24 protein-coding genes and 1 riboswitch are annotated in these 21823 nt (G+C 32.8%); of the genes, 10 read left to right on the top strand and 14 right to left on the bottom strand.

Annotated elements, in window-relative coordinates:
* Nucleotides 1–74 precede the first annotated feature (74 nt).
* Nucleotides 75–965: a T9SS type A sorting domain-containing protein gene (locus tag HRU50_RS05145; RefSeq protein WP_296348850.1), complete on the top strand. Its 891-nt coding sequence runs from the start codon at nucleotides 75–77 to the stop codon at nucleotides 963–965.
* Nucleotides 966–1021: 56 nt separating this feature from the next.
* Here the strand turns inward: HRU50_RS05145 and HRU50_RS05140 are convergent, their stop codons facing one another.
* From HRU50_RS05140 to HRU50_RS05120, 5 genes are all read right to left on the bottom strand, one after another.
* Nucleotides 1022–1570, bottom strand: a complete 549-nt coding sequence (locus HRU50_RS05140) for an acyl-CoA thioesterase (RefSeq protein ID WP_296348848.1) — start codon at nucleotides 1568–1570, stop codon at nucleotides 1022–1024.
* Between the two features lie 11 nt (nucleotides 1571–1581).
* Nucleotides 1582–2898 (bottom strand): DNA recombination protein RmuC, encoded by a 1317-nt coding sequence (gene rmuC / locus HRU50_RS05135; protein ID WP_296348846.1) that lies wholly within the window; start codon nucleotides 2896–2898, stop codon nucleotides 1582–1584.
* A gap of 108 nt (nucleotides 2899–3006) precedes the next feature.
* The gene (locus HRU50_RS05130) at nucleotides 3007–3801 is read right to left on the bottom strand and encodes an ABC transporter ATP-binding protein (RefSeq protein WP_296348844.1); all 795 of its coding nucleotides are present in this window, start codon (nucleotides 3799–3801) and stop codon (nucleotides 3007–3009) included.
* On the bottom strand, nucleotides 3801–4829 hold the full coding sequence (locus tag HRU50_RS05125) for an iron ABC transporter permease (RefSeq protein WP_296348843.1): 1029 nt from the start codon (nucleotides 4827–4829) through the stop codon (nucleotides 3801–3803). Before HRU50_RS05125 ends, HRU50_RS05130 begins: the two co-directional genes overlap by 1 nt.
* A gap of 84 nt (nucleotides 4830–4913) precedes the next feature.
* On the bottom strand, nucleotides 4914–6068 hold the full coding sequence (locus tag HRU50_RS05120) for an ABC transporter substrate-binding protein (RefSeq protein ID WP_296348841.1): 1155 nt from the start codon (nucleotides 6066–6068) through the stop codon (nucleotides 4914–4916).
* A gap of 66 nt (nucleotides 6069–6134) precedes the next feature.
* Nucleotides 6135–6419: riboswitch (cobalamin riboswitch) on the top strand.
* Nucleotides 6420–6448: 29 nt separating this feature from the next.
* Here HRU50_RS05120 and HRU50_RS05115 point away from each other — a divergent pair.
* The 3 genes from HRU50_RS05115 to HRU50_RS05105 all read left to right on the top strand — a co-directional run bounded on the left by HRU50_RS05115 (nucleotide 6449) and on the right by HRU50_RS05105 (nucleotide 9992).
* Nucleotides 6449–8278 carry a TonB-dependent siderophore receptor gene (locus tag HRU50_RS05115; RefSeq protein ID WP_296348840.1) on the top strand — a complete coding sequence of 610 codons (1830 nt, stop codon included), beginning with the start codon at nucleotides 6449–6451 and terminating at the stop codon, nucleotides 8276–8278.
* 2 nt (nucleotides 8279–8280) lie between these two features.
* A complete protein-coding gene (locus HRU50_RS05110; RefSeq protein ID WP_296348839.1) occupies nucleotides 8281–9339 on the top strand; it encodes a DUF5074 domain-containing protein in 1059 nt (352 codons plus the stop codon).
* An 89-nt stretch (nucleotides 9340–9428) separates the two neighbouring features.
* Nucleotides 9429–9992 (top strand): PAS domain-containing protein, encoded by a 564-nt coding sequence (locus HRU50_RS05105; protein ID WP_296348837.1) that lies wholly within the window; start codon nucleotides 9429–9431, stop codon nucleotides 9990–9992.
* Between the two features lie 16 nt (nucleotides 9993–10008).
* Here the strand turns inward: HRU50_RS05105 and HRU50_RS05100 are convergent, their stop codons facing one another.
* Both HRU50_RS05100 and HRU50_RS05095 read right to left on the bottom strand, forming a co-directional pair.
* A complete protein-coding gene (locus HRU50_RS05100) occupies nucleotides 10009–10725 on the bottom strand; it encodes an adenine nucleotide alpha hydrolase (RefSeq protein ID WP_296348836.1) in 717 nt (238 codons plus the stop codon).
* Between the two features lie 36 nt (nucleotides 10726–10761).
* On the bottom strand, nucleotides 10762–12198 hold the full coding sequence (locus HRU50_RS05095; protein ID WP_296348834.1) for a S41 family peptidase: 1437 nt from the start codon (nucleotides 12196–12198) through the stop codon (nucleotides 10762–10764).
* A gap of 148 nt (nucleotides 12199–12346) precedes the next feature.
* Between HRU50_RS05095 and HRU50_RS05090 the strand changes: the two genes are divergently transcribed.
* From HRU50_RS05090 to HRU50_RS05075, 4 genes are read left to right on the top strand one after another with little or no spacing between them, the layout of a single operon-like run.
* Nucleotides 12347–12856 (top strand): sigma-70 family RNA polymerase sigma factor, encoded by a 510-nt coding sequence (locus HRU50_RS05090; RefSeq protein WP_296348832.1) that lies wholly within the window; start codon nucleotides 12347–12349, stop codon nucleotides 12854–12856.
* A complete protein-coding gene (locus HRU50_RS05085) occupies nucleotides 12843–13337 on the top strand; it encodes a hypothetical protein (protein WP_296348831.1) in 495 nt (164 codons plus the stop codon). The genes HRU50_RS05090 and HRU50_RS05085 overlap by 14 nt, the downstream gene beginning before the upstream one ends.
* 20 nt (nucleotides 13338–13357) lie before the next feature.
* Nucleotides 13358–13921 (top strand): DUF4252 domain-containing protein, encoded by a 564-nt coding sequence (locus tag HRU50_RS05080; protein WP_296348830.1) that lies wholly within the window; start codon nucleotides 13358–13360, stop codon nucleotides 13919–13921.
* A gap of 10 nt (nucleotides 13922–13931) precedes the next feature.
* Entirely contained in the window at nucleotides 13932–14477 is a 546-nt protein-coding gene (locus HRU50_RS05075; RefSeq protein ID WP_296348829.1) for a DUF4252 domain-containing protein, read from the top strand.
* 39 nt (nucleotides 14478–14516) lie between these two features.
* Here HRU50_RS05075 and HRU50_RS05070 read toward each other — a convergent pair whose 3' ends face one another.
* The 3 genes from HRU50_RS05070 to HRU50_RS05060 all read right to left on the bottom strand — a co-directional run bounded on the left by HRU50_RS05070 (nucleotide 14517) and on the right by HRU50_RS05060 (nucleotide 16719).
* Nucleotides 14517–14720, bottom strand: a complete 204-nt coding sequence (locus tag HRU50_RS05070; protein WP_296348828.1) for a hypothetical protein — start codon at nucleotides 14718–14720, stop codon at nucleotides 14517–14519.
* Nucleotides 14717–16060, bottom strand: a complete 1344-nt coding sequence (purB, locus tag HRU50_RS05065) for an adenylosuccinate lyase (RefSeq protein ID WP_296348827.1) — start codon at nucleotides 16058–16060, stop codon at nucleotides 14717–14719. Before purB ends, HRU50_RS05070 begins: the two co-directional genes overlap by 4 nt.
* A gap of 83 nt (nucleotides 16061–16143) precedes the next feature.
* Nucleotides 16144–16719, bottom strand: coding sequence for an adenylosuccinate lyase (locus tag HRU50_RS05060; protein ID WP_296348825.1), 576 nt, complete (start codon nucleotides 16717–16719; stop codon nucleotides 16144–16146).
* A 40-nt stretch (nucleotides 16720–16759) separates the two neighbouring features.
* On the opposite strand from HRU50_RS05060, the gene HRU50_RS05055 reads away from it, so the two are divergent.
* Both HRU50_RS05055 and HRU50_RS05050 read left to right on the top strand, forming a co-directional pair.
* A complete protein-coding gene (locus HRU50_RS05055) occupies nucleotides 16760–17239 on the top strand; it encodes a heme-binding domain-containing protein (RefSeq protein ID WP_296348824.1) in 480 nt (159 codons plus the stop codon).
* 54 nt (nucleotides 17240–17293) lie between these two features.
* Nucleotides 17294–18526, top strand: coding sequence for a glycosyltransferase family 4 protein (locus HRU50_RS05050; protein WP_296348823.1), 1233 nt, complete (start codon nucleotides 17294–17296; stop codon nucleotides 18524–18526).
* A 17-nt stretch (nucleotides 18527–18543) separates the two neighbouring features.
* Here HRU50_RS05050 and HRU50_RS05045 read toward each other — a convergent pair whose 3' ends face one another.
* The 4 genes from HRU50_RS05045 to HRU50_RS05030 form a co-directional block, all read right to left on the bottom strand.
* Nucleotides 18544–19272 carry a glycoside hydrolase family 16 protein gene (locus HRU50_RS05045; protein WP_296348821.1) on the bottom strand — a complete coding sequence of 243 codons (729 nt, stop codon included), beginning with the start codon at nucleotides 19270–19272 and terminating at the stop codon, nucleotides 18544–18546.
* A 6-nt stretch (nucleotides 19273–19278) separates the two neighbouring features.
* On the bottom strand, nucleotides 19279–20001 hold the full coding sequence (locus HRU50_RS05040; protein ID WP_296348817.1) for a hypothetical protein: 723 nt from the start codon (nucleotides 19999–20001) through the stop codon (nucleotides 19279–19281).
* A gap of 67 nt (nucleotides 20002–20068) precedes the next feature.
* A complete protein-coding gene (locus HRU50_RS05035) occupies nucleotides 20069–21313 on the bottom strand; it encodes a glycosyltransferase (protein ID WP_296348814.1) in 1245 nt (414 codons plus the stop codon).
* Between the two features lie 185 nt (nucleotides 21314–21498).
* Nucleotides 21499–21822, bottom strand: a complete 324-nt coding sequence (locus HRU50_RS05030; RefSeq protein WP_296348812.1) for a hypothetical protein — start codon at nucleotides 21820–21822, stop codon at nucleotides 21499–21501.
* Nucleotide 21823 lies beyond the last annotated feature (1 nt).

Genomic DNA, 21823 nt, shown 5'->3' with positions numbered 1-21823 from the left:
TCATCTATTTTTTATAAAATGGTTCAATTTTTGTCCATAAAAATTGTACTTTGGATAATTATAATGTCTAGTCTATGAAAATAAGATTACTTGCAATACTTCTAATTAGTTTATATTCTTCGTTGTTATACTCTCAAGTAACAGTAGGACAAGTTGATGATTTTGAGGATGGCACCAAACAAGGTTGGTTTGAAAATGGCTCACCTACAGAGACTGTTGAAAACGCTCCAGACGATGAGCAAGCAGGTACTACTGGTAATTATTTAAGAGATTTTACAACTGGTGCTGGTGCTGGTGCTGGATCACGAATGATTATAAGAAACACCACGTCATGGGTAGGTGATTGGAATAGTACCAACCCAACAAGCCAAAATATTGATAATATAGCATTAAAAGTAAGAGCATTAAATTCAAACATAACTGTGCGACTTTCCATTACAGGTCCAGGTGGTAAATTTTCTACAACAGCTGGATATTTAGTTGAAGCTGGTTCTGGTTGGTCGGATCTTAATATCAATGTTAATTCTGCGGATTGGACTTCAGTTTCAGATGGTTTAGATGGTGGTAATGCAGGAACAGATATAAATGCGACATTGGCTAATGTAACTGAAATGAGAATTATTAGTAATAATAATCCAGCTTGGCGTGGTCAAGTTACTAGTGCTGAAATGCACATCGATAATATCACTGCGCAGGCACTTTTGAGTAATAACGACTTTGAACAAAACACTAAGGATTTTGAAATTTCCCCTAATCCAGGAAAAAATAGCCTAAACATTGAATTACCAAACATAAATAATAATATTAAGTTAGAAGTATTTGATGTGTTGGGAAAACGTGTTTATCATGGAAAGATTACACAATTGCGTAAGACAGTTAATATTTCTAATTGGAAAAGTGGAGTATATCTAGTAAGAGTTAGCGGGAATGATTTTCTGCAGACTAAAAGATTTATTAAGCAATAAATAATTAATATTTAAAATATAAAAACAAGTCATTTCTAAATATAGGAATGACTTTTTTAGTTTTCAGGTAACGTGACTTTTACTCTATAACCTTCTAGTTCTTTAAGGTAATTTTCAACAGAAAAGTTAGTGCTATCAAATTCTAGTTTACGTTGACGTTTGGTTTCTGAACGCTTTATGGCTTTAAGGAAGCGCATCACTTCAACCTTATCATTAATAATGAGCCCAGGAACTTCCGTTGGTTTACCATGGTCTCCTTTAGCTACCATAGTAAAGTATGAAGAATTACAATGTTTAGTTTCACCAGTTTGAATATTCTCAGATTCTACTCGTATACCAACAACCATTGAGGATCTACCTACATAATTTACCGATGCTTTCATAGTAACCAATTCGCCAACTTCAATTGGGTTTATAAAATCTACAGTATCTACAGAAGCCGTAACACAATAACTACCAGAATGCTTAGAAGCACAAGCAAAGGCAATCTGGTCCATAAGGTTTAAGACATAACCACCATGAATTTTACCACCAAAATTAGCATTAGATGGTAGCATTAATTGTGAAATTTGTACTCGAGATGAGTCTATGGTTTTATGATCCATTGTAAGATAAATTATTCTTCTGTAGCTCTTTTTATAATACTATCAGGGAGCGATTTCTTTGCTTTCGCTCCCATTTTTTTAATATTTTCAACACGACTGATAAGGTTTCCACGTCCTTCTACGAGTTTATTCATCGCTGCAGAATAGTCACTTTTTGCAGCATCAATCTTTTTACCTACACCAGTTAAATCGGTTACCAAACCTTCGAACTTATCATACAAAGCACCAGCTTGTCTCGCGATTTCAATGGCATTTTGTTGTTGCTTTTCATTGTTCCACATGCTATCAATAGTGCGTAAGGTTGCCAGTAGGGTTGAAGGTGTTACAATAACTATATTTTGTTCAAAGGCTTTATTATAGAGTGTGTTGTCTTCGTTTATGGCAACTGCAAAAGCAGGTTCTATCGGAATAAACATAAGTACAAAATCTGGTGACTCTATATCATATAAGTCCTGATAGTTCTTTGCAGATAGCTGGTCTACATGTTTTTTAATAGAATTGACGTGGGATTTTAAATAGATGTTACGCTCTTCATCTTCGGCATTGACCATACGTTCGTAATCCGTTAATGATACCTTAGAATCAATAATCATCTTTTTAGAGTCTGGTAAATGCAATACAACATCTGGCATAACACGTGTACCATCTTCTCTCTGAAAATTTTGTTGTACAAAATATTCTCTATCTTTTTCTAATCCAGATTTTTCTAATACACGTTCTAACACCAATTCGCCCCAATTACCTTGGGTTTTACTATCGCCTTTAAGCGCCTTAGTTAGGTTGGTGGCTTCCTTAGCCATTTGTTGGTTAAGGTCTTTAAGCCCTAGTAATTGCTCTTTTAACGCGGAGTGCATACTAATGCTTTCCTTTTGAGAATCTTCAACTTTCTTTTCGAAGGTTTTTATCTTTTCTTCGAGTGGATTCAAAATATTTTTGATATTCTCTTTATTCTGGATAGTGAATTTCTCTGATTTTTCTTCCAAAATTTTTGAAGCCATAAGTTCAAAATCTTTTCGAAGCTGTTCTTGTTGTTTGGCTAATTCTTCATCACGTTTAAGATTTTGTTGTTGAAGGTTTTCAAACTCAGTATTACGTCTAGAAAGTTCGGTATTTAGAAATTCTTTTTCTCTTCTTATTTCTTCGCGTTCTGTTTCTGTTTTTTCAACAGTTTGTTTTAACTCGTTGATGGTATTATTCAGTTGTAGTTGGCGTTCTTCAAGTGTGCTTTTATCACTTTTACTTTTTAACTGCCCAAATTTTAGTCCAATATAAGCACCAATTCCGGCTGAGATGATAATTGCTATAAAGAGAATAAGTGTTTCGTTCATTAGTTATGAAAAAGATTTCATCAAAGATAGTTCTAAATGTTATAAGTGTAAAGTGATAAGAGATTAGTTTAGATACAGTGTTGATTCCTACTTTCACGAGGATAAGAATTACTTAGAAACCCTAAAACTTCCTGTTTGATTATCGAATGAAATTAAATCTTTTGGAAAGAGCGAATCAAAAACACCTTTTGAAATAAGGTTACACGGTTGGTCGCAAACCAATTGGTCTTGCAACATTACAATCATGGTATCGCATAATTGAATGGCTAAATCTATTTCATGCGATGAAAATAAAATGGTTTTACCAGTTTCTTTAGTCAATTTTTGAAGCAGTTTTAAAATATAAGCCTTATGATACATGTCTAGATGTGTAGTAGGTTCATCTAAAATAATTATATCTGTATCTTGGGCTAGAGCACGTGCTATCATCACTTTTTGTAATTGGCCATCACTGAGTTCGTAACAACGTTTGTGTTTTAAATCTGTTATGTTCACCAATGTTATGGCATTGTCAATAATAGTCTTGTCTTCAAGACTTAAAGTGCCTATCCAATTTGTGTATGGATGTCTTCCTAAAGCGATCAATTCGTAAACGGTTAAGTTTTTAGAGGTTAAGGCGTCTGTTAAAACAATACTTAATTCTTTGGCAAGATGTTGAGATGGAACTGTACTAATGTCTTTATCATTAATTTTAATAGTTCCAGATAATTCTGGTTGTACTTTAATGAGTGTTCTTAGTAGAGTAGATTTACCAATACCATTAGCACCAACCAATCCTATTAGTTGACCCTTTTCTAATTCAAAATTAATATTAGAAGACACGACACTTTCTGCTTTCTTGGTTTTATAACCAATGGAAAGGTCGTTTGCCTTTAGAATGATATGTTTTATATTATTATTCATTAAAACATCATTCTACGTTTTCTTACTAACAACCAAATGACTACAGGTGCACCAACCAATGCTGTTACCGCATTTATAGGTAATGTGTAGTCGCTACCCGGAATTTGAGCAATACTGTCGCAAACTAACATTACAATTGCACCAATGATTAAAACAGCAGGCAATAATATTTTATGACTAGAGGTTCTAAATATTTGTCTTGTTAGATGAGGTATAGCTAAACCGATAAACGCTATAGGACCTGTGAAAACAGTAATTGTACCAGCTAATAAGCTTACAGATAATATAACCACATGTCTAACTCGTTTTAAGGGTACACCAAGACTTTTCACATAATTATCACCAAGTAAAAAGGCATCTAATTGTTTAATAGAAACAATAGCGAGTACTAATCCAATACCATAAAGTCTAGAAAAGACTTTTAACTCTTCCCAAGTAAGATTACTAATGTTTCCTAATCCCCAAAACACATATTGTTGTAATTGCTCAGCTGAGCTAAAATAGGATAGCACACTTACTATAGCTGCGGTAATACTTCCAAACATTAAACCTATAATAAGAATAGCCATAGTGTCTCTAACTTTGCTAGACACTGCTAAAACGGCTAACAACACTAAAAAACTTCCTAAAGCAGCAGCAATATAAATGCTCCATTTATAACCAAGTATAGTTGCCAATACACCACCAAATAGGCCTGAACCCAATATAACTATTGCTACACCAAGGCTAGCTCCTGAACTAATACCTAATACAAATGGACCAGCAAGTGGATTTCTAAACAGTGTTTGCATAAGTAAACCAGAAATCCCTAATCCGGATCCGACAATGATTGCAGTAATGGCTTTTGGTAACCTATAGTTTGTAACAATAAATTCCCATTTTGAATTATCTATTGTTCCAAAAAGACTACCAAAAATACTATTAAATGGTATGTAGATAGAGCCTAAACTAATATTGGCAACAAAACATAGTATAAGTACCAGCGACAGTACAATAAATGATAGTCGATATGTGTTGCTAGGTTTCAAAAAAAAATGATTCTATCGAATGTGTTATTTCTTTTCCAAATGTAAGATAAAAGATTATTCAGAATTTGATGAATAATGCTAAATCTATTTCAGTGCTTTAAAGAAAAATGGCTGGTAATCTTGTAATAATTCAGGATGACAGATTTTTATGATATCCTTAAGTACCAAGTCTGGTCTTGTTGTTCCTAATTCATAATACAATACACCACCAGTTTCTCCTTTGGTATTAGCAAATGAATATACCTTTTTACTCCTAAAGGCTTCAAAATTCTTATACAGCGCATTGGCATTTTCAATCTGCTCTAAACTCCCATAATATGAAGGATTAATCCAAAGTTCTGCATCTTGTCCTTTTTCAAAGACCGTTTCAAAGTTAAGTGCCAGACTGCCTTTTCCTGTGGTTTCACTCCATAAATAGTTGACATTAGCATCCTTTAAGAATTGTGCTTCTGGACTTGTGCCATTCGGTAAATACCAAACATCTTTGTGCATTGCACCGCTTAAAACAGTTGGCGAACTTTTTGCCTGAGAAGCAATCTTTTTGGCTTCGTTATAGTTGTTTTCTATGTCTTTAAAAATAGAATCCGCTTCTTTTTCTTTATTAAATAATACCCCAAAAAACTTTATCCATTCCGCTTTTGCAAGTGCTGATGATTCTACCCAATCACCATTATATATTACAGGAATACCAGCTTTTTTTACGGTTTCAAAAGTCTTGTTAACACCATCAACACCAAAACCAACAACAATATCAGGTTGTAAGCTTAATAGCACTTCTGTATTAATACCTTCATTTTTTCCTAATTCTCTTACTTTACCAGAACTAATACGCTTTCTGGTTTTTTCTGAGGAAATATAATCTGTTCCTGGAAAACCAACCAAAGTGTGTTCTACACCGAGAAGTTCTAAAGCTGGAATGTGTGTTGTTGAAGTAACTACTAATTTTTGAATATTGTCAGTAATAATAGCGTCAAATGCATTCTTATCATAATTCAAGTTATCAGCGTTATTATTAGAAGCTAATAGATATTTGTAAGTTTTTTTAGATTCGGGCCAAGGGTTACTAATAGAGAGAATCTTGTGAGTAGAATAATCTTCTAATGAAAACCCTTTAGCATATTTTAGATGAAGAGCTTTTTTATCTAAACTCGGAAGCGTTCTGTCCTTTGGTTTTTCATTCTTACAGCCTACTAGAAGAATAGACAAACAAATTATTGAGTGGAAAAATAGCTTTTTCATAGTATAGAATTTGAATCAAAAATAAGATTATTTAGACTTTTGATAAGTGCTTCAATAAATTGTTTTACTTTCGCAAAGAATTTTGGTTTGATTTAGAAAATATTCTAAATCGATTAAAAGGGAATTTGGTGTAAATCCAAAACTGTTCCCGCAACTGTAAGTTCATACCGAACTGTCACACTGAGCGCAGTCGAAGTGTCGTTTCGGTACCTTTTAAAAAGGTTACTATTTTCTGCAATACCACTGAGAGATTGCCACAGTTGACTTTAAGTCAACTTCGTAAAGACATTCTTGGGAAGGTAAAATAGTAAAGAATAAGTCAGGAGACCTGCCAATTTCAACAATGAAGTCAAACTTTCGGGATAAAAGTTTAGAGTGACATGAGGTTATTGCTATTGGTTTACATACTGCTGGGTTGCGTTTATGGTTACGCACAGAAGCCTTTGGATTCTATTCAGAGGTTAGATGAGGTTGTGCTTAGTGATGTAAAATTAAAGCGTTTTGCAAACGGTTATAAACTCATTGTTTTAAACGATTCTGTCCTAAAAAAGAATACTACCTCATTAACTGATGTCTTAAGGTTTAACTCAAGTATTTATTTTAAAGAGAATGGTTATGGAATGGTGTCTTCGCCATCATTTAGAGGAACCAATGCTTCTCAAACAGGAGTCATTTGGAATGGTATTAATATAAATTCTATACTCAACGGTCAAGTAGATTTCAATATTATTTCATCTGTTAATTATGACAATGTCACCATTAGAAATTCTGGTGGAAGTGTACAATATGGAAGTGGAGCTATTGGTGGTACTGTACATCTGTCTAATGAGCTTGATTTTTCAGAACATACTGACCATACCCTAAGAGTTGGGTATGGAAGCTTTAACACATTTAACACAAATTATAATTTTTCATTCGGAAAGGAAAAATGGTCAGGTAATTTTGGTGTGGCTTATGTAGACTCAGAAAATGATTATGAGTTTATTGGACTTGATAGAAGGAATGAGAATGGGCAATTCAATAATTTAGATATTAACTTAAATCTTGGCTATACATTATCAGATAAAGATGTATTGAAGTTATATCACCAAAATTTTAGAAGTGATAGAAATTTATCAGCCACAATTGTAGCGCCATCTAACAGTAGATATGAATCTGAAGATTATCGCACGATGATTGATTGGGTTCATGCAGAAAAAAGTTATAAATCAGTATTAAAGGCTGCTCATTTATCAGAACAATTTAAATATTTTGAAAATAAGGATTTAGATATCTTTTCTAAAGGTCAAGCAACAACATGGTACTTAAAACATAACTATGAACGAAAGCTTACTAATAGTATTACCACTACTGTACTTACAGATTATACAACCATAACTGCTGAGGGAAATAGTTTTGATAACCCAAAACGTGATGCATTTTCTACGACAGTAATTTTTAGCCATCAACCAAATAATAAACTAGCTTATAATCTTAATCTTAGAAAAGATTTTATTTCAGATTTTGAAAGTCCGTTTGTGTTCTCTGGTGATTTAAGTTATGAACTAACCAAAAATTATACTGTAAAATTAAATGCTTCAAAAAACTTTAGAGTACCAACATTTAATGATTTGTATTGGACACCTGGCGGCAACCTAGATTTAAACCCAGAAGAATCGTATCAGATAGATTTAGGTCATAGTTTCACTACCAAATTGGTGGAATTTGATATCAATACATTTTATATCGAAACTTCAGACCTCATTCAATGGCGACCAGATAGTTCTTTAGGATATTGGTTACCCATTAATATTGCGAGTACCAAGCATTATGGGTTAGAGGCAGACTTAAGATTTAAGAAGGAATTTAATAATCATAAACTTTTATTAGTTGGTTCTTATTCCTATACGGAAACTGAAGATGTTGAAAGACAAGAACCTTTGATTTATGTGCCAATTCATAAAGCAAACCTATCGGCTTCATATAATTATAAATCCTTTAGTGCAATCTATCAACATTTATTTAATGGTGAGGTTAATATTATAGGTAATACACTTAAGGAATTCCAAGTTGCAAACATTGGTTTGTCGTATAATTTCAAATCAAATTCTAAACTAGATTACACAGTTGATTTAAATATCAATAATATATACAATACATATTACGAAAATGTGGCATTACGACCAATGCCAAACCGAAACTTAAACATGAGACTAACTTTAAACTTTTAATTATGAACACAAAAAAACTTCTTTTACTTTTCTTATGCGTAGGGTTATTATTTAACTCTTGTAGTGACGACGACGACAATAACAACAATGAACCATTAGGCGATTATGATAATGGTATATTAGTATCTCACGAAGGTAACTTCGGAATGGGAAATGCCTCAGTATCATATGTGTCTTATGATTTAAGTACTGTTGAAAACAACATTTTTAATAATGTCAATAGTACATTGTTAGGTGACACAGCTCAAAGTATTGCCTTTAATGGTAATTTTGCCTATATCGTATTAAATGTATCTAATAAAATTGAAGTTGTTAATAGATACACATTTGAATCTGTTGCAACTATAAATACAGGTCTAAATAACCCAAGATATATTGCTTTTGCAAACGGTAAAGGTTATGTAACTAATTGGGGCGATGGCTTTGTTACAACAGATGATTATATTGCTATTTTCGACGTAGCTTCAAATACTATTAACGCTCAAACCATTGCAGTAGAAGAAGGTCCAGAAGAAATTGTTGCTTCAGGTAATTCGGTTTATGTTGCTCACCAAGGTGGATTTAATCAAAATAATGTGATATCTGTTATAGATGCTAATAATGATGTTGTTTCAACAACAATCACTGTTGGTGATGTGCCTAATTCTTTAGTGTTAGAAGGTAATAATCTTTGGGTATTATCTGGAGGAAAACCAGCTTGGACAGGTGATGAAACAGCTGGTAAATTGTCAAAAATTAATATAAGTAATAATAGTGTAACATCTATTGATTTTGCAACAACAGAACATCCAAATTACTTGGCATTTGAAAATGGTAAACTGTACTATTACATGTCTGGAAGTGTTTATGAAATGGATGATAGTTCTTTAACGCTACCTACAACTGCTAATATAACAGGAGTAAACTTTTATGGTATGACAGTTAATAATTCTGTTTTATATGGAGTAGATGCTGTTGATTTTGTAAGTAACGGTTCTCTTTTTGCGTATGATTTAAATACCAATGCATTAATCAATTCTACTACAGTAAATATTATTCCTGGTGATGTTTATTTTAACTAAAACCTATTAATATCAAAAGCCACAGCGTTGCAATGTTGTGGCTTTTTATTAAATAATTAAAACATATCTAATTTAATAACACTAAGCTGATGAAAGATCCAAATTATATGGGTTGTTTAGATATTTTTATAACTAGTGATGAGAGTTCTCAACACGAAGACATCAAAAAAGCTATGGAATTGAAAAGATTTAAAACTATGCCATTAATGAGTTGGGATATTTATATGATGGGTTATCAAGAAAGAATTTCTGAAACAATAAAAAACAACGAACTAAAGGAAGTATTGTCTTTAGCTAAGAAATATAAATGGCAAAATGATCTTAAAACAGCCTTTAAAGAAAATGACTATGAAGCCTTAATTGTTACAGATAAAAACCAAAATATTATTTGGGTAAATGATGGTTTTACAAAAATGAATGGTTATTCTAAGTCGTTTGCTAAAAACAAAACGCCAAAGTTTTTACAAGGAGAAGATACTTCAATTACAGTGCGAAACAGAATACGTCAAAATGTTATTGATTGTAAGCCTTTTAAAGAAGTTATAATTAATTATAAAAAGGACGGAACACCATACAAGTGTCAAGTAAATGTAATTCCGTTATATAATGAACAAACAACTCACTTTATGGCGTTTGAAAAAGAGGTTGTTTAGTAAGAAATCACCATTTTTACGAAGAAAATAAATCAACATACCAAAATCCCCTTTTTTCTTCTTTTAAAGTGTTATCTGTATCTGTTTTTGGCGCTTTGTACTCTCGATACACTTTTTGCCCAATACCAAAATTAATAGGTTGTTTAAATATCGGACCATCAAAACAGAAGGTGTGAAACTCACCGTTTTCCCCACATGGGTCGACATCTTTAGGTAACTTATCTATAAAATCTTTGTCTATGATAGTACCAACAAAACGTTTATCAAAATATTTAGCACTAGCACTAACGACTATGGTTTTGAAGCCTAATTCTATAAATTCATTAATAAGTTGAGATGTGTTTTTTTTCCAAAGTGGATAAATGGTTTCAATATTTTGAGCAGATAATTGTGCATCTCTATACATTCTTAAATCTTCCAAAAAGATATCTCCAAAAGCAGCATGTGTAAAACCTTCTTTTTTAAGACTATTTAGAGTATCTGTCATAAGATCATTATAAATTTCCATTGAGGGTTCTTTAGGAAGCTTTATAATATGAGATGATATTTCTATAGATTCTATTTGTTTAATAAGTAACTCCTCTCTTAGCCCGTGCATAGTGACTCGTTCAGTCGCTTCATTAGTGGTTGTAAGGAGTTTCTCAATAGAGTACTTTTTATTTTGTAATAAATAAAACAGCGCCAATGCAGAATCCTTCCCAGAACTCCAATTAAAATAGGTTTTGTGGGTCATATTGAAATAAAAAACTATGTGATCGTTCAGTCTTTTTTAGTCTTCAAACATAAGACCATCAATAAATGACCTTAGTCTGCTAGAATCTAGTTCTTCTATGCCTCTTAAGTTTGGATTTAGAGAAGTTCTGTCACTATCTGTGATTTCCACAATAGCCGCAGCCAATAACGGATCTGATGATGTGCCTAAAGTACCAAGATTACCTGGCATTTCAGTAAGAGTAATATCTGGTTCCAAACCATTTGTAGGTACCAATTCATCGTTGACATTAGTAGAATTCGCAATTAAAGGGATGATACCATAAGTATGACCAACATTAACATCATTACCCTCGAAATTAGCTGAATCAAAAAATAATCTATTTGCCTGTGTTTTACCTGCTGTAAAATCTCCAATATGAATAACGTCTATGTATGAACTTAAGCTATTTATAATTAATTCACTAGCAGAAGCCGATCTGTCAGATGTTAATACATATACCTTATTAAGGTTTAAGCTATTAATCGCAGGACCATTAATGATACCGCTGGTAAATTCGTAATCTCTGTTACTGGATTCTTGATTATTATTGAAAAATAATTTTGAGAACACCTCACCATTAAATTGTCCTGTAATCATACTCGCTAAATAGGCTGCTGTTTGTATACTGCCACCACCATTATATCTAAGATCTAATATAAGTTCTTGCACACCATTAGCTTGAAGCTGACCAAAGGCATCATTTAATTGATTATCAAAATTTCTAACAAAACCGTTATACATTAAATAGCCAACGTTGATGCCATCAAAACTCAACGTTTCTACAATATGTACAGGGTTTTCAGTGTAATTTTCTTTAGTTAAACTTGTGCTATTACCATTTAAAGTTACAGTATCATCATCAACTTCAGACGTACCGTTGGTGCCATAATCTGCAAAATTAAGTGTATATGTATTTTGACTTAATAGCTCATTAAAATTGTTATTAGTTAGGTTTACTCCATCCACTGCTCTAAAAAGTTGTCCACGTGTTAAACCAAGATTATCAGCCACACTATTATTTAAAACTAATGTAATTGCACCAAAGACTTCAGTTGTGCTACCAGGGACAAAGTATAATCTAAATTCTAGACCATTAGATAAAATTGTGCCCTGTTGGGCATTTAAAACATCAAAATAGTTAGGAACAATAACACTAAATTCATCTAAATCATCAAATGTAAGTGCGTTAAATAATGCTTCAGGTGTATCGAATCCATCTAAGAACTCTGAATACTCTTCTGGTTTTTCATAACGATTTTGTATACCATTTATACCAAATCTATCATTTGTGAGATTTGGTGATTGATCTGGACCGTTGTAGAGATAGTAGGCATTCATGCCTTTCCATACAAAATCCTTAACGTCTGTACTAGAAATGGCATTGTCATCCATATCTTCAAAACAGCTCATAAATGTGGTGAGTACAACACATAACAATAATAACTTTTTCATAGTTTGCGCAATTGTTTTTAATAGTCGATAAGACTTTAAATTTACTTACATTATTATTAATAAAAAAAAGTTTGTAACAAAATGTAATGTCTCTCGTCGTAGTTATGAAGACCAATAAAAAGGTAGTCGCCAACCAATCAAAAAAGTAATGAAGCAAACAGATTTTGTAAGCTTAGTAATGCCATTTAAAGATAAGGTGTTTCGTTTAGCGAAACGTTTACTAGTTTCTCAAGAAGAAGCTGAAGATGCTACGCAAGAAATATTATTAAAATTATGGCGGAACAAAGAAAAGATTGGTGAATATAAAAATGTGGAAGCTTTTTCAATGACAATGACTAAGAATTTTTGTTTGGACAGATTAAAATCTAAACAAGCACAAAATTTAAAAATCGTACATAGTAATTATACCGACAATAGTTCGTCATTACAGAAACAAGTAGAAGCAAAAGATAGTATGAGTTGGGTCTCAAAGATTATGGAAGACCTACCAGAACAACAAAGGATGATAGTACAACTAAGAGATATTGAACAGTATGAATTTTCAGAAATAGCTAAAATGCTAGAAATGAATGAAACTGCGATAAGAGTTAATCTGTCAAGAGCAAGAAAAACAATAAGAGAAAAATTGACTAATACACATCGTTATGGTATTAAATAATATAGAAACACTTATAGAAAAGTATAATAATGCAGAGACCACACTTAAAGAGGAAGCACAATTAAGAGCTTATTTTGAAAGTGAAGATGTAGCGCCACATTTAGAGCATTACAAGCCGTTATTTTTATACTTCTCAGAAGCGCAAAACGAACAGTATACTAAAGACGTTCCATTAAAACCTAAGAGAACAAAATTGTATCAATGGATTTCTGTCGCAGCAGTTGCAGTTCTAATGCTAGGTTTTATGGTGCCTCAACTTCTAGGGCCTTCCGAGGAAGAAATCAGACAACAGCAGATAGCCATGGAAACATACAATCAAACCATGGAAGCTTTAAGTTTAATTTCTCTAGGCATGAATGAAGGTAAAGCACAAATGACCAACTTAGCTCTAGTTAGCGATAATCTTAATAGTGGTGTATCGCAAGTCAATAGACTAAGTGAATTTAACAAACAAACAAGTAGAATTTTAAAGAACAAGTAAAACACACAAAACAAGAAATCATGAAAAAAATAGTAATTATTCTAGCACTTATTGCAGCACCAATGTTATCAGGCGCTCAAAGTATCTTTGATAAGTATGAAGATTTAGAAGAGGTAACATCTGTAATTGTAAATCAGAAGATGTTTAAGATGATCGCAAGTATCGATATGGATATGGATGATCCTGAAGCACAAGAAACTTTAGAAATGATCAAGAAAATCACAGGTCTTAAAGTGTTTACCACAGGTGATGAAAAGATCTCTGCTGACATGAAGGCTACTGTGGCAAAATATATTAAGTCTTCAGATTTAGAAGAGTTAATGAGAATTAAAGATGGTGGTCAAACTGTAAAGTTTTATGTTTTAGAAGGTAAAGATGAGAATCACGTAAAAGAATTATTAATGTTTGTAAGTGGACTTAAAGAGGTAACTGAAGGTCAAAACATTGAAATTAATGGCAAAAAACGTGAAATAGAAACTGTTTTATTGACACTTACAGGTGATATAGATTTAAGACAAATCTCTAAGATTACAAAAACAATGGATATTCCAGGTGGTGAGCAATTAGAAAAAGCTGGTGAATAATAAGTATACCATGAAACAATCAATCAAAAAAATAATCGCGATGCTGACTTTGGTTGTGGCTTTTACAAGCTGCAATCAAGGACCATCATTGCAAACGTATTTTGTGGACAATGAGCTTAAACCAGGTTTTATTTCTGCAGATTTACCAACGAGTTTAATTAATGTTGAAAACGTTGATTTTACTGATGAGCAAAAAGAAGCTTATGAATCTATCGACAAATTAAATGTATTAGCATTTAAAGTTGATGTAGATAATATTGAAGAGTATAAAGAAGAACTGAAAAAAGTTAAGGTGATACTTAAGAATGAGAAGTACGAGGAATTAATGCGTGGGGGAAATAGCACTGATGGTAAATTTTCAGTGAATTTTATAGGTGATGTAGACAGCATAGATGAGCTCATTGTATTTGCAAATGCCAATGATAAAGGTTTTTTAGTTGCAAGAGTATTAGGTGATGATATGAACGCAGGAAAACTAATGTCGCTTCAATCGGCGCTAAAGGATATGAACTTTGAAGATGCCAATTTAAATGGAATTACAGATTTTTTTAAATAAACTGACAGTTATTTAGAATGTTAATAGGTCGCTCTCGAGTTAATCTTTAGAGCGATTTTTTGTTGCATTATTTATACCCGAAACAAATGCTATTATTGATATTGTAGCTATACCCAAAAATAAAAGTGCCTTCACAATAACATAATCGAGTATGTCTAGCATTCCACACACAAAAAATGCAATGGCAATGATACTTACTACAATTAAGGCTATCGTATTTTTATTTAATGAGACTAAACTCATATACCTGTATAATTACTTGGTGTTATGCTTTTTAATTCAGCTTTTATTGCATCAGAAACCTCTAAGGTATCAATAAAATTCGAAATAGAATTTTGGTTTATTGCGGCATTGGTTCTCGTTAAACCTTTTAAAGCTTCATATGGATTAGGATAAGCTTCACGCCTTAATATGGTTTGAATCGCTTCCGCAACAACAGCCCAGTTATTCTCTAAGTCTTCTTCAAATTTTGAAGCATTTAATAATAACTTACCTAAGCCTTTTAATGTAGATTTAAATCCTATAATAGTATGTCCAAAAGGCACACCAACATTTCTTAAAACAGTACTATCTGTAAGATCTCGCTGTAATCTTGAAATCGGAAGTTTTGCAGCCAAATGTTCAAAAATAGCATTAGCAATACCTAGGTTTCCCTCACTATTTTCAAAATCAATAGGATTCACCTTATGTGGCATGGCTGAACTACCAACTTCTCCTTTTTTAATTTTTTGTTTAAAATAGTCCATAGAAACATAGGTCCAAATGTCTCTATCTAAATCTATAATAATATTATTTACACGTTTTAAAGTATCAAATAAAGCTGCTGCATGGTCGTAATGCTCAATCTGAGTTGTTGGGAATGAGTGTTGTAGACCTAATTTTTCTTGTACAAATTTGGTTCCAAAAGCTTTCCAGTCAATATTTGGATATGCTACTTTATGCGCGTTAAAGTTACCAGTTGCACCACCAAATTTAGCAGCACTTGGTATGTCATTCAATAAATTAAATTGTTCTTTTAATCTTGTCGCAAATACCAGGATTTCTTTTCCTAGACGCGTTGGTGAAGCAGGTTGACCATGTGTTCTTGCTAACATCGAAACTTCTGCCCAGTCCCCAGCCAATTCCTCAATTTTCTTTAATAATGTCAGATATTCTGGTACATAAACATCATTCATGGCATCCTTAATACTTAACGGAATTGCAGTATTATTGATATCTTGAGATGTTAATCCGAAGTGAATGAACTCTTTATATTCAGATAAGCCTAAAGCATCAAATTTTTCTTTAATAAAATACTCAACAGCTTTAACATCATGATTTGTGACTTTCTCTATGTTTTTTATTGCAGTAGCATCTTCTACGGTAAAATCTTTATAAATAGATCTCAAACTATCGAAAAGCGTATTAGAAACAGACGCTAATTGTGGTAATGGTAATTCGCATAATGCAATAAAGTACTCTATTTCAACGAGGACTCTATATTTTATAAGAGCTTCTTCAGAGAAATAGTTACCTAGAGCATCTACTTTTGATCTGTATCTGCCATCAATTGGTGAAATTGCATTAAGTTGTGAAAGTGCCATCTGAGTTCAAAATTTTAAAGCTTCAAAGATAACAAAGTAAGTATAAAGTAAGAAGTTAGGGGTTAGAAGTTTTTTACACTTAACTAATCCATAATTTTGGACTTTATTTTCTTTAAAATATGTCTTGCTCTTGCTTTAAAACCCGAACTTTGCATCTGAAAATCGCGCTCTAAAATCAACGCCAATTCCGGATGTATCCAATCGTATTCAGAACCTAAAAGATATAAAGCATTCATAGAGTATGCCTTTGGTGCAATTTTTTCATCATTTATCATCCAATCAAAACAGGCTTCAATAATTTTTTCTTTATGCTTTTCAGTCAAAGCCGATTTTATTTTAGATGGTTTCTTAGCATAGAAAGCTTTGATGAGATATTCACAAATCTTTGCCATTGGTCTCACAGCCGGATCTAAATGAACTTTAGATACATTTGCAGTAAAGACATCTAAATGAGGGATGATGGCCTCTAACTTCTCACCACACATAAACTCAAAAACCCATGCTGCTCTGCAAGATATTTTATCGTCTACTTCAAAGAGAATTTCTAGTAATGGTGCTATTAAATTAGGATTTTCTATTACCATGTTGGCGTAGAAAAGGCGTTTCTTTCTAGAGTGATTGACGTAATTTAATTCTTTATAAAGTTGGTCTTTTGTCAAAACCTTTGTTATTTTAACCGACGTAAAATAGTAAAAAACCATGATAAAAAAATCTCTGAAGAAAATAGGTATTGTACTTTTAGTTGTATTAGTTATTGCCCAGTTTTTTGGCCCTGAGAAAAATGAAGGTGATTTGGCGTCTGTAGAGGCGTTTTTTGAAGACACCAATCCACCAGAAGATGTGAAACTCATACTTAAAAATGCATGTTTAGATTGTCATAGCGATCATACAAGATATCCTTGGTATAACAATATTACACCAGTAAATTATTGGTTAAATGATCATATAGAACATGGCAAGGGACATTTTAATGTTTCAAAGTGGGATGATTACTCCGATAAAAAGAAAGACCATAAATTAGAAGAGCTAGCCGAAGAAGTAGAAGAAGGACACATGCCTTTACCAAGTTACACTTGGACGCATAGTGATGCTAAATTAACAAAGGAACAGATTGAGTCCGTTGAAAAATGGGTGCAAACAGCTCGCATTAAATATGCGTTTTTAAAGGAACCACAATAGCCTTAAAAGATGCATTTAATCTTTGTCTCAATCAGATTGTAAAGTATCAAATTAATGACAAAACAGTTATTAATCATAGGTTTCGTGTGGCCTGAGCCAGATAGCTCAGCAGCAGGAAGCCGAATGTTGCAGATTATTGAGCAATTTCAAAGTCAAGCTTATGATATTGTTTTTGCTTGCGCTGCTAAAATCTCTGACAAGACTTACAATCTAAATGCTATCAATGTTGAGACTACAGAGATTCAGTTAAATGATAGTACGTTCGATGCCTTTGTTGCAGAATTGAATCCTGATATTGTCGTATTCGATCGCTTTATGATTGAAGAACAATATGGTTGGCGAATAGCTGAGCAATGTCCCAAGGCAGTTCGAATTTTAGACACAGAAGACTTTCATGGCTTAAGAAAGGCTAGGGAACAAGCTTTAAAAGCCAATACTGAATTATCAGTAGAATTACTTCAAAATGATACAACAAAGCGAGAAATAGCTAGTATATATCGCAGTGATTTAAGTATAATGATTTCTGAAGCTGAAATAGATATTCTTAGAAATCAGTTTCGTATTGATGATAGCTTACTACACTATTTACCGTTTTTGTTAGATAAGATTACTGAAGAAAACACAAACCATCTGCCAGCTTTTGAAGAACGACAACACTTTATGACTATTGGCAATTTTTTGCATCCACCAAATTATGATAATGTGTTATACTTAAAACAAACGATATGGCCATTAATTAAAGCGAAACTTCCAAAGGCAGAATTACATATTTATGGCGCGTATGAGCCTCAGAAAGTTACCCAGTTGCGTAATGATAAGGATGGCTTTTTAATAAAAGGTTTTGTTGAGAATGTTAATGAAGTGATGCAACATTATAGAGTTTGTCTAGCTCCTTTACGTTTTGGCGCAGGTCTTAAAGGTAAACTTTTTGATGCCATGAAAAATGGAACACCATGTATGATGTCAACAATTGCCTCTGAAGGTATGTTTGGTGAATTAGAACCTAACGGATTTGTGATTGATGATGTTAGAGCGTTTGCTACAAAGGCGGTTTCGCTTTATACTGATGCAAGTGTTTGGAATACCAAACAAGCCAAAGGTTTTAAAGTTATAAATGATAGGTTTAATACCTCTCAATTTAGTGAAGGCTTCGCCGCAAAAGTATCTAATTTAAGAGGCACACTTAAAACACATAGAGAAAACAATTTTATAGGGAATATCTTGCAACATCAGACTTTGCAAAGCACCAAGTATTTGAGTAAATGGATAGAGGAGAAGAATAAATAAACTCTTTGTAAGGCAACCTAGATAATTTCATAATACTTTATAAAATCAATCATATACTTTTGTGGAAAAATAGAATCATCAATACCTTCTTTTCCACCCCAAAAACCACCTACGGCAAGATTAATAAGTAAATAGTGCGGTTGACTGAATGGCCAAGTTTTGATGTCATTTTTTTTGTCATAATAAAAACTGAAATACTTAGTATCATTAAAATAAAAATCTACTTGATCTTCAGTCCAGTCAATGGCATAAAGATGAAACTTTTCGTGCAACGTATCATTTTCAATAAAAGCTCCTTTATTAGTTTCTAAATTGTGGTTGAATGCCTTTGTATGAATATTACCATGTACTTTGTTAGGATCGTAGCCAACATTTTCCATTATATCTATCTCACCGCATAGAGGCCAATGTATCTCATCTATGTTTGTACCCAACATCCATATAGCTGGCCAAATGCCTTTACCTTGCGGTAATTTAGCACTAACCTCAATTCTGCCATAGAGGAATTCTTTTTTATGCTTTGTTATGATACTGCTGGATGTATATTGATATCCTTTGTAGTCTTCTTTATGTGCTTCAAGAATGAGTTTTCCGTCTGTAATTCGACAATTCTTATTTCGGTTTTTGGTGTAATATTGTTTTTCATTATTACGAACTTCACCTTCTTCAAAAGACCAAATATCTGAGTTAAGAACATCAATATTAAATTCTTCGGACCATATGAGTTTATAAGATCTTTTTTTCAAACTCTTTTAATTTTTTAATCGCTTCATTAACAATTCCATCTGAATGTCATTATGAACCCCTTTTTTAAAGTGCTCTTGCATCCAATGTTCGGCGTTAGTTAAATCTTCTTTTTGTTTGTACAAGAATGCTAATATATACTCGTCTGAAATGATCCGTATTCCTGCTTCTTGTGATGGGTGAAGTAATTCTTTCTTTAGTGATAAAATATTGTCATCAATGGTGCTATTTTGTTTAAACCACGTGTTAAAAGGTGTAATGTTTTTTTTAAGAACGTATTTTAAGGTTTTTTGAAACTTCTTTGCATTGGCGGTATTTATACGATCAGGATTTATAGGTCGATGAGTTTCAATTGCATTTTGCCAACGGTCTGATCGTTTATAATAGATAAGCTTTGTTGATTTTTCTGTGCGGTGATGTATTAATTTTTTGCCAGAAAATGTTGGTACAAAATTGTAGCAATTACCATATGTGAAACCACCTGAAAAACCTTTGAGTAAATTAAATTCAATAACATGCTTTATACCTTCCGAATTAAAATCACTGTACCACTGGTATTTGCCATTCCAATGGTTTAAGCCAATATCTCTAAAAAGTGGTGTTGCTATGTTGTTAAGTAGTTCTAACCGTTTGGCGAGTAACACATGATCTAGATTCCTAGCATCGTCATATAGCTCATTTAGAAACATTTCTCGTTCAATATAATCGCGTATTCTTCTTAAAAATGCCATGAGATACTTAATCTACTACTATAAAATATGACGTATTTAGGTTGCGATTAAGATTGTGTTCTAACATTTAGCTTGTTTTCTTTTTGCTGATAATCCAATCCTCCATAGCTTTTGGTGACATTACATTAGGATCACCAAGGTCTTTATCTTCAGCATCAACAAGTTCTTCTGGTAAATCATTTATAAGAAGATCTAGGTCGTGATGTGTTTCGATATGTTCCATCACAACTCTTGCCATATCTTCATTATGATCAATTCCTCTAGCTCTAAGCGCAGTTATTAAGCCTTTTAAAAGGGTTTCCCAAGTTGTCATAGGGCCTTGAACTATGGATGCAGACTCAGCAAATGAGTCCACAAATGCAAAAGGAACCATTGCAAATTCTTCACCCATTCCAATAACACAGGCAATCCAATCTGAGTCGAATGAGAAGTCAAAAACAGAAGGGTTTTTCAAGATTTCTGTAGCGATATCTTTATGATATAGTTTAAATGCAGCCTGTGAGTCCCTAATGTTACGAGAAAAAATATTAACACCAATCATGCGTTGCATATGTCTTAAGGCTTTAATACCAATTCCCCAACGGTTCTCTTGCTTTACTAATACGGCATTTGGGTCCTTTCTGTTTCCTAAAACAACGTTATGTCCAGCTTCAAGATGAGGTCTTAGCAGCAATCCTATTTGAGATAAATGCACCGAATTATCAGCATCCGTATAAATAACAACATCTACATTATCCTTTAGTGCTTTGTCACAACCTAAAAGAATAGCGCCACCTTTTCTAGAGTCGTCAGCAGATTTTAAATTTTTCAAAGGTTGACTAGTGGATGGTAAGTTTTTTTCTAGAAATAAAACTTCAATTTGATCTGCGTATTCTGAAGACTTACGTATAGATTCTGCTAAATCTCCACTGCCATGAGGACAACCATCATCTACAGCATAGAGTTTCCATTCTATATTAGAGTCCTTCAAAAGCCATGATAACTGATTCACTTTAACGTTTAAAGAATCTTCGCCATTAGGATTATCGTCGCTTCTTTTCTTTAGTCTATTTTGTTCGCCCCACATGGCATATACCACACCTATTTTTAGCTTATGATTTGAGTCATCAATATATTTTTTAGAATCAGCAATTTTCGCTGCCATTCTAAATGCTAAAGGCGAGTTTTTATCATTACCAAGCTCAAGAATATCACTTATAGGGTAGTCCTTAATAGTCTCAATAAGGTCGTATAAATAAGTCTGATCTGAAGCCGATGTTAAATCAAACTTAGTTTTACTAGAGTTACAAATGTCTTTTAATGATTGGTCCATGAACAAAAAGGTGTTTAATAAGACTGAAATTCTTTATCAGAAAAACTGTCTAGATATTGGTATTCTCTCAAATATATGAAAATTGTAAATATTTTCCTATCACGGAAATTTAAGAGAAACAAGCCTTGATGCTACTTTTAATGCAGTGGCTTTATTTTTATTATGTCTTATGATATTTGGTTAGTTTATTTTCTATACGAACCATAATCAACTATGCTCCAAATAGCAAATAGACCTATTAGTCCGATGGTGGCGTAGCCATAAAATGCAACGACCAGAAGTAAAAGGCTCAATATTAAAAGCACAGTTTTAATATTGCGATCCAAGGTGGTTTTAGACTTTTGCTTTTGTTTATTATTTACAAGTTGATTTAAATAGATCTCATCAGACTTTTTCAAATAGTGCTCTATTTGAATACTATCAACATCTTTTTCTTTTAATTTGGCTTTAATCTCGTTTTTGTTGAGGCCTTGATGTCTTAAAGAAACGCAATAGTCTAATAAATTCAAT

The sequence above is a fragment of the Winogradskyella sp. genome, from assembly GCF_013213835.1.
In the GTDB taxonomy this organism is placed as follows: Bacteria; Bacteroidota; Bacteroidia; order Flavobacteriales; family Flavobacteriaceae; genus Winogradskyella.
Note: the sequence above shows the minus strand (reverse complement) of the source record. Positions and strands in the feature narration are given on the sequence as shown.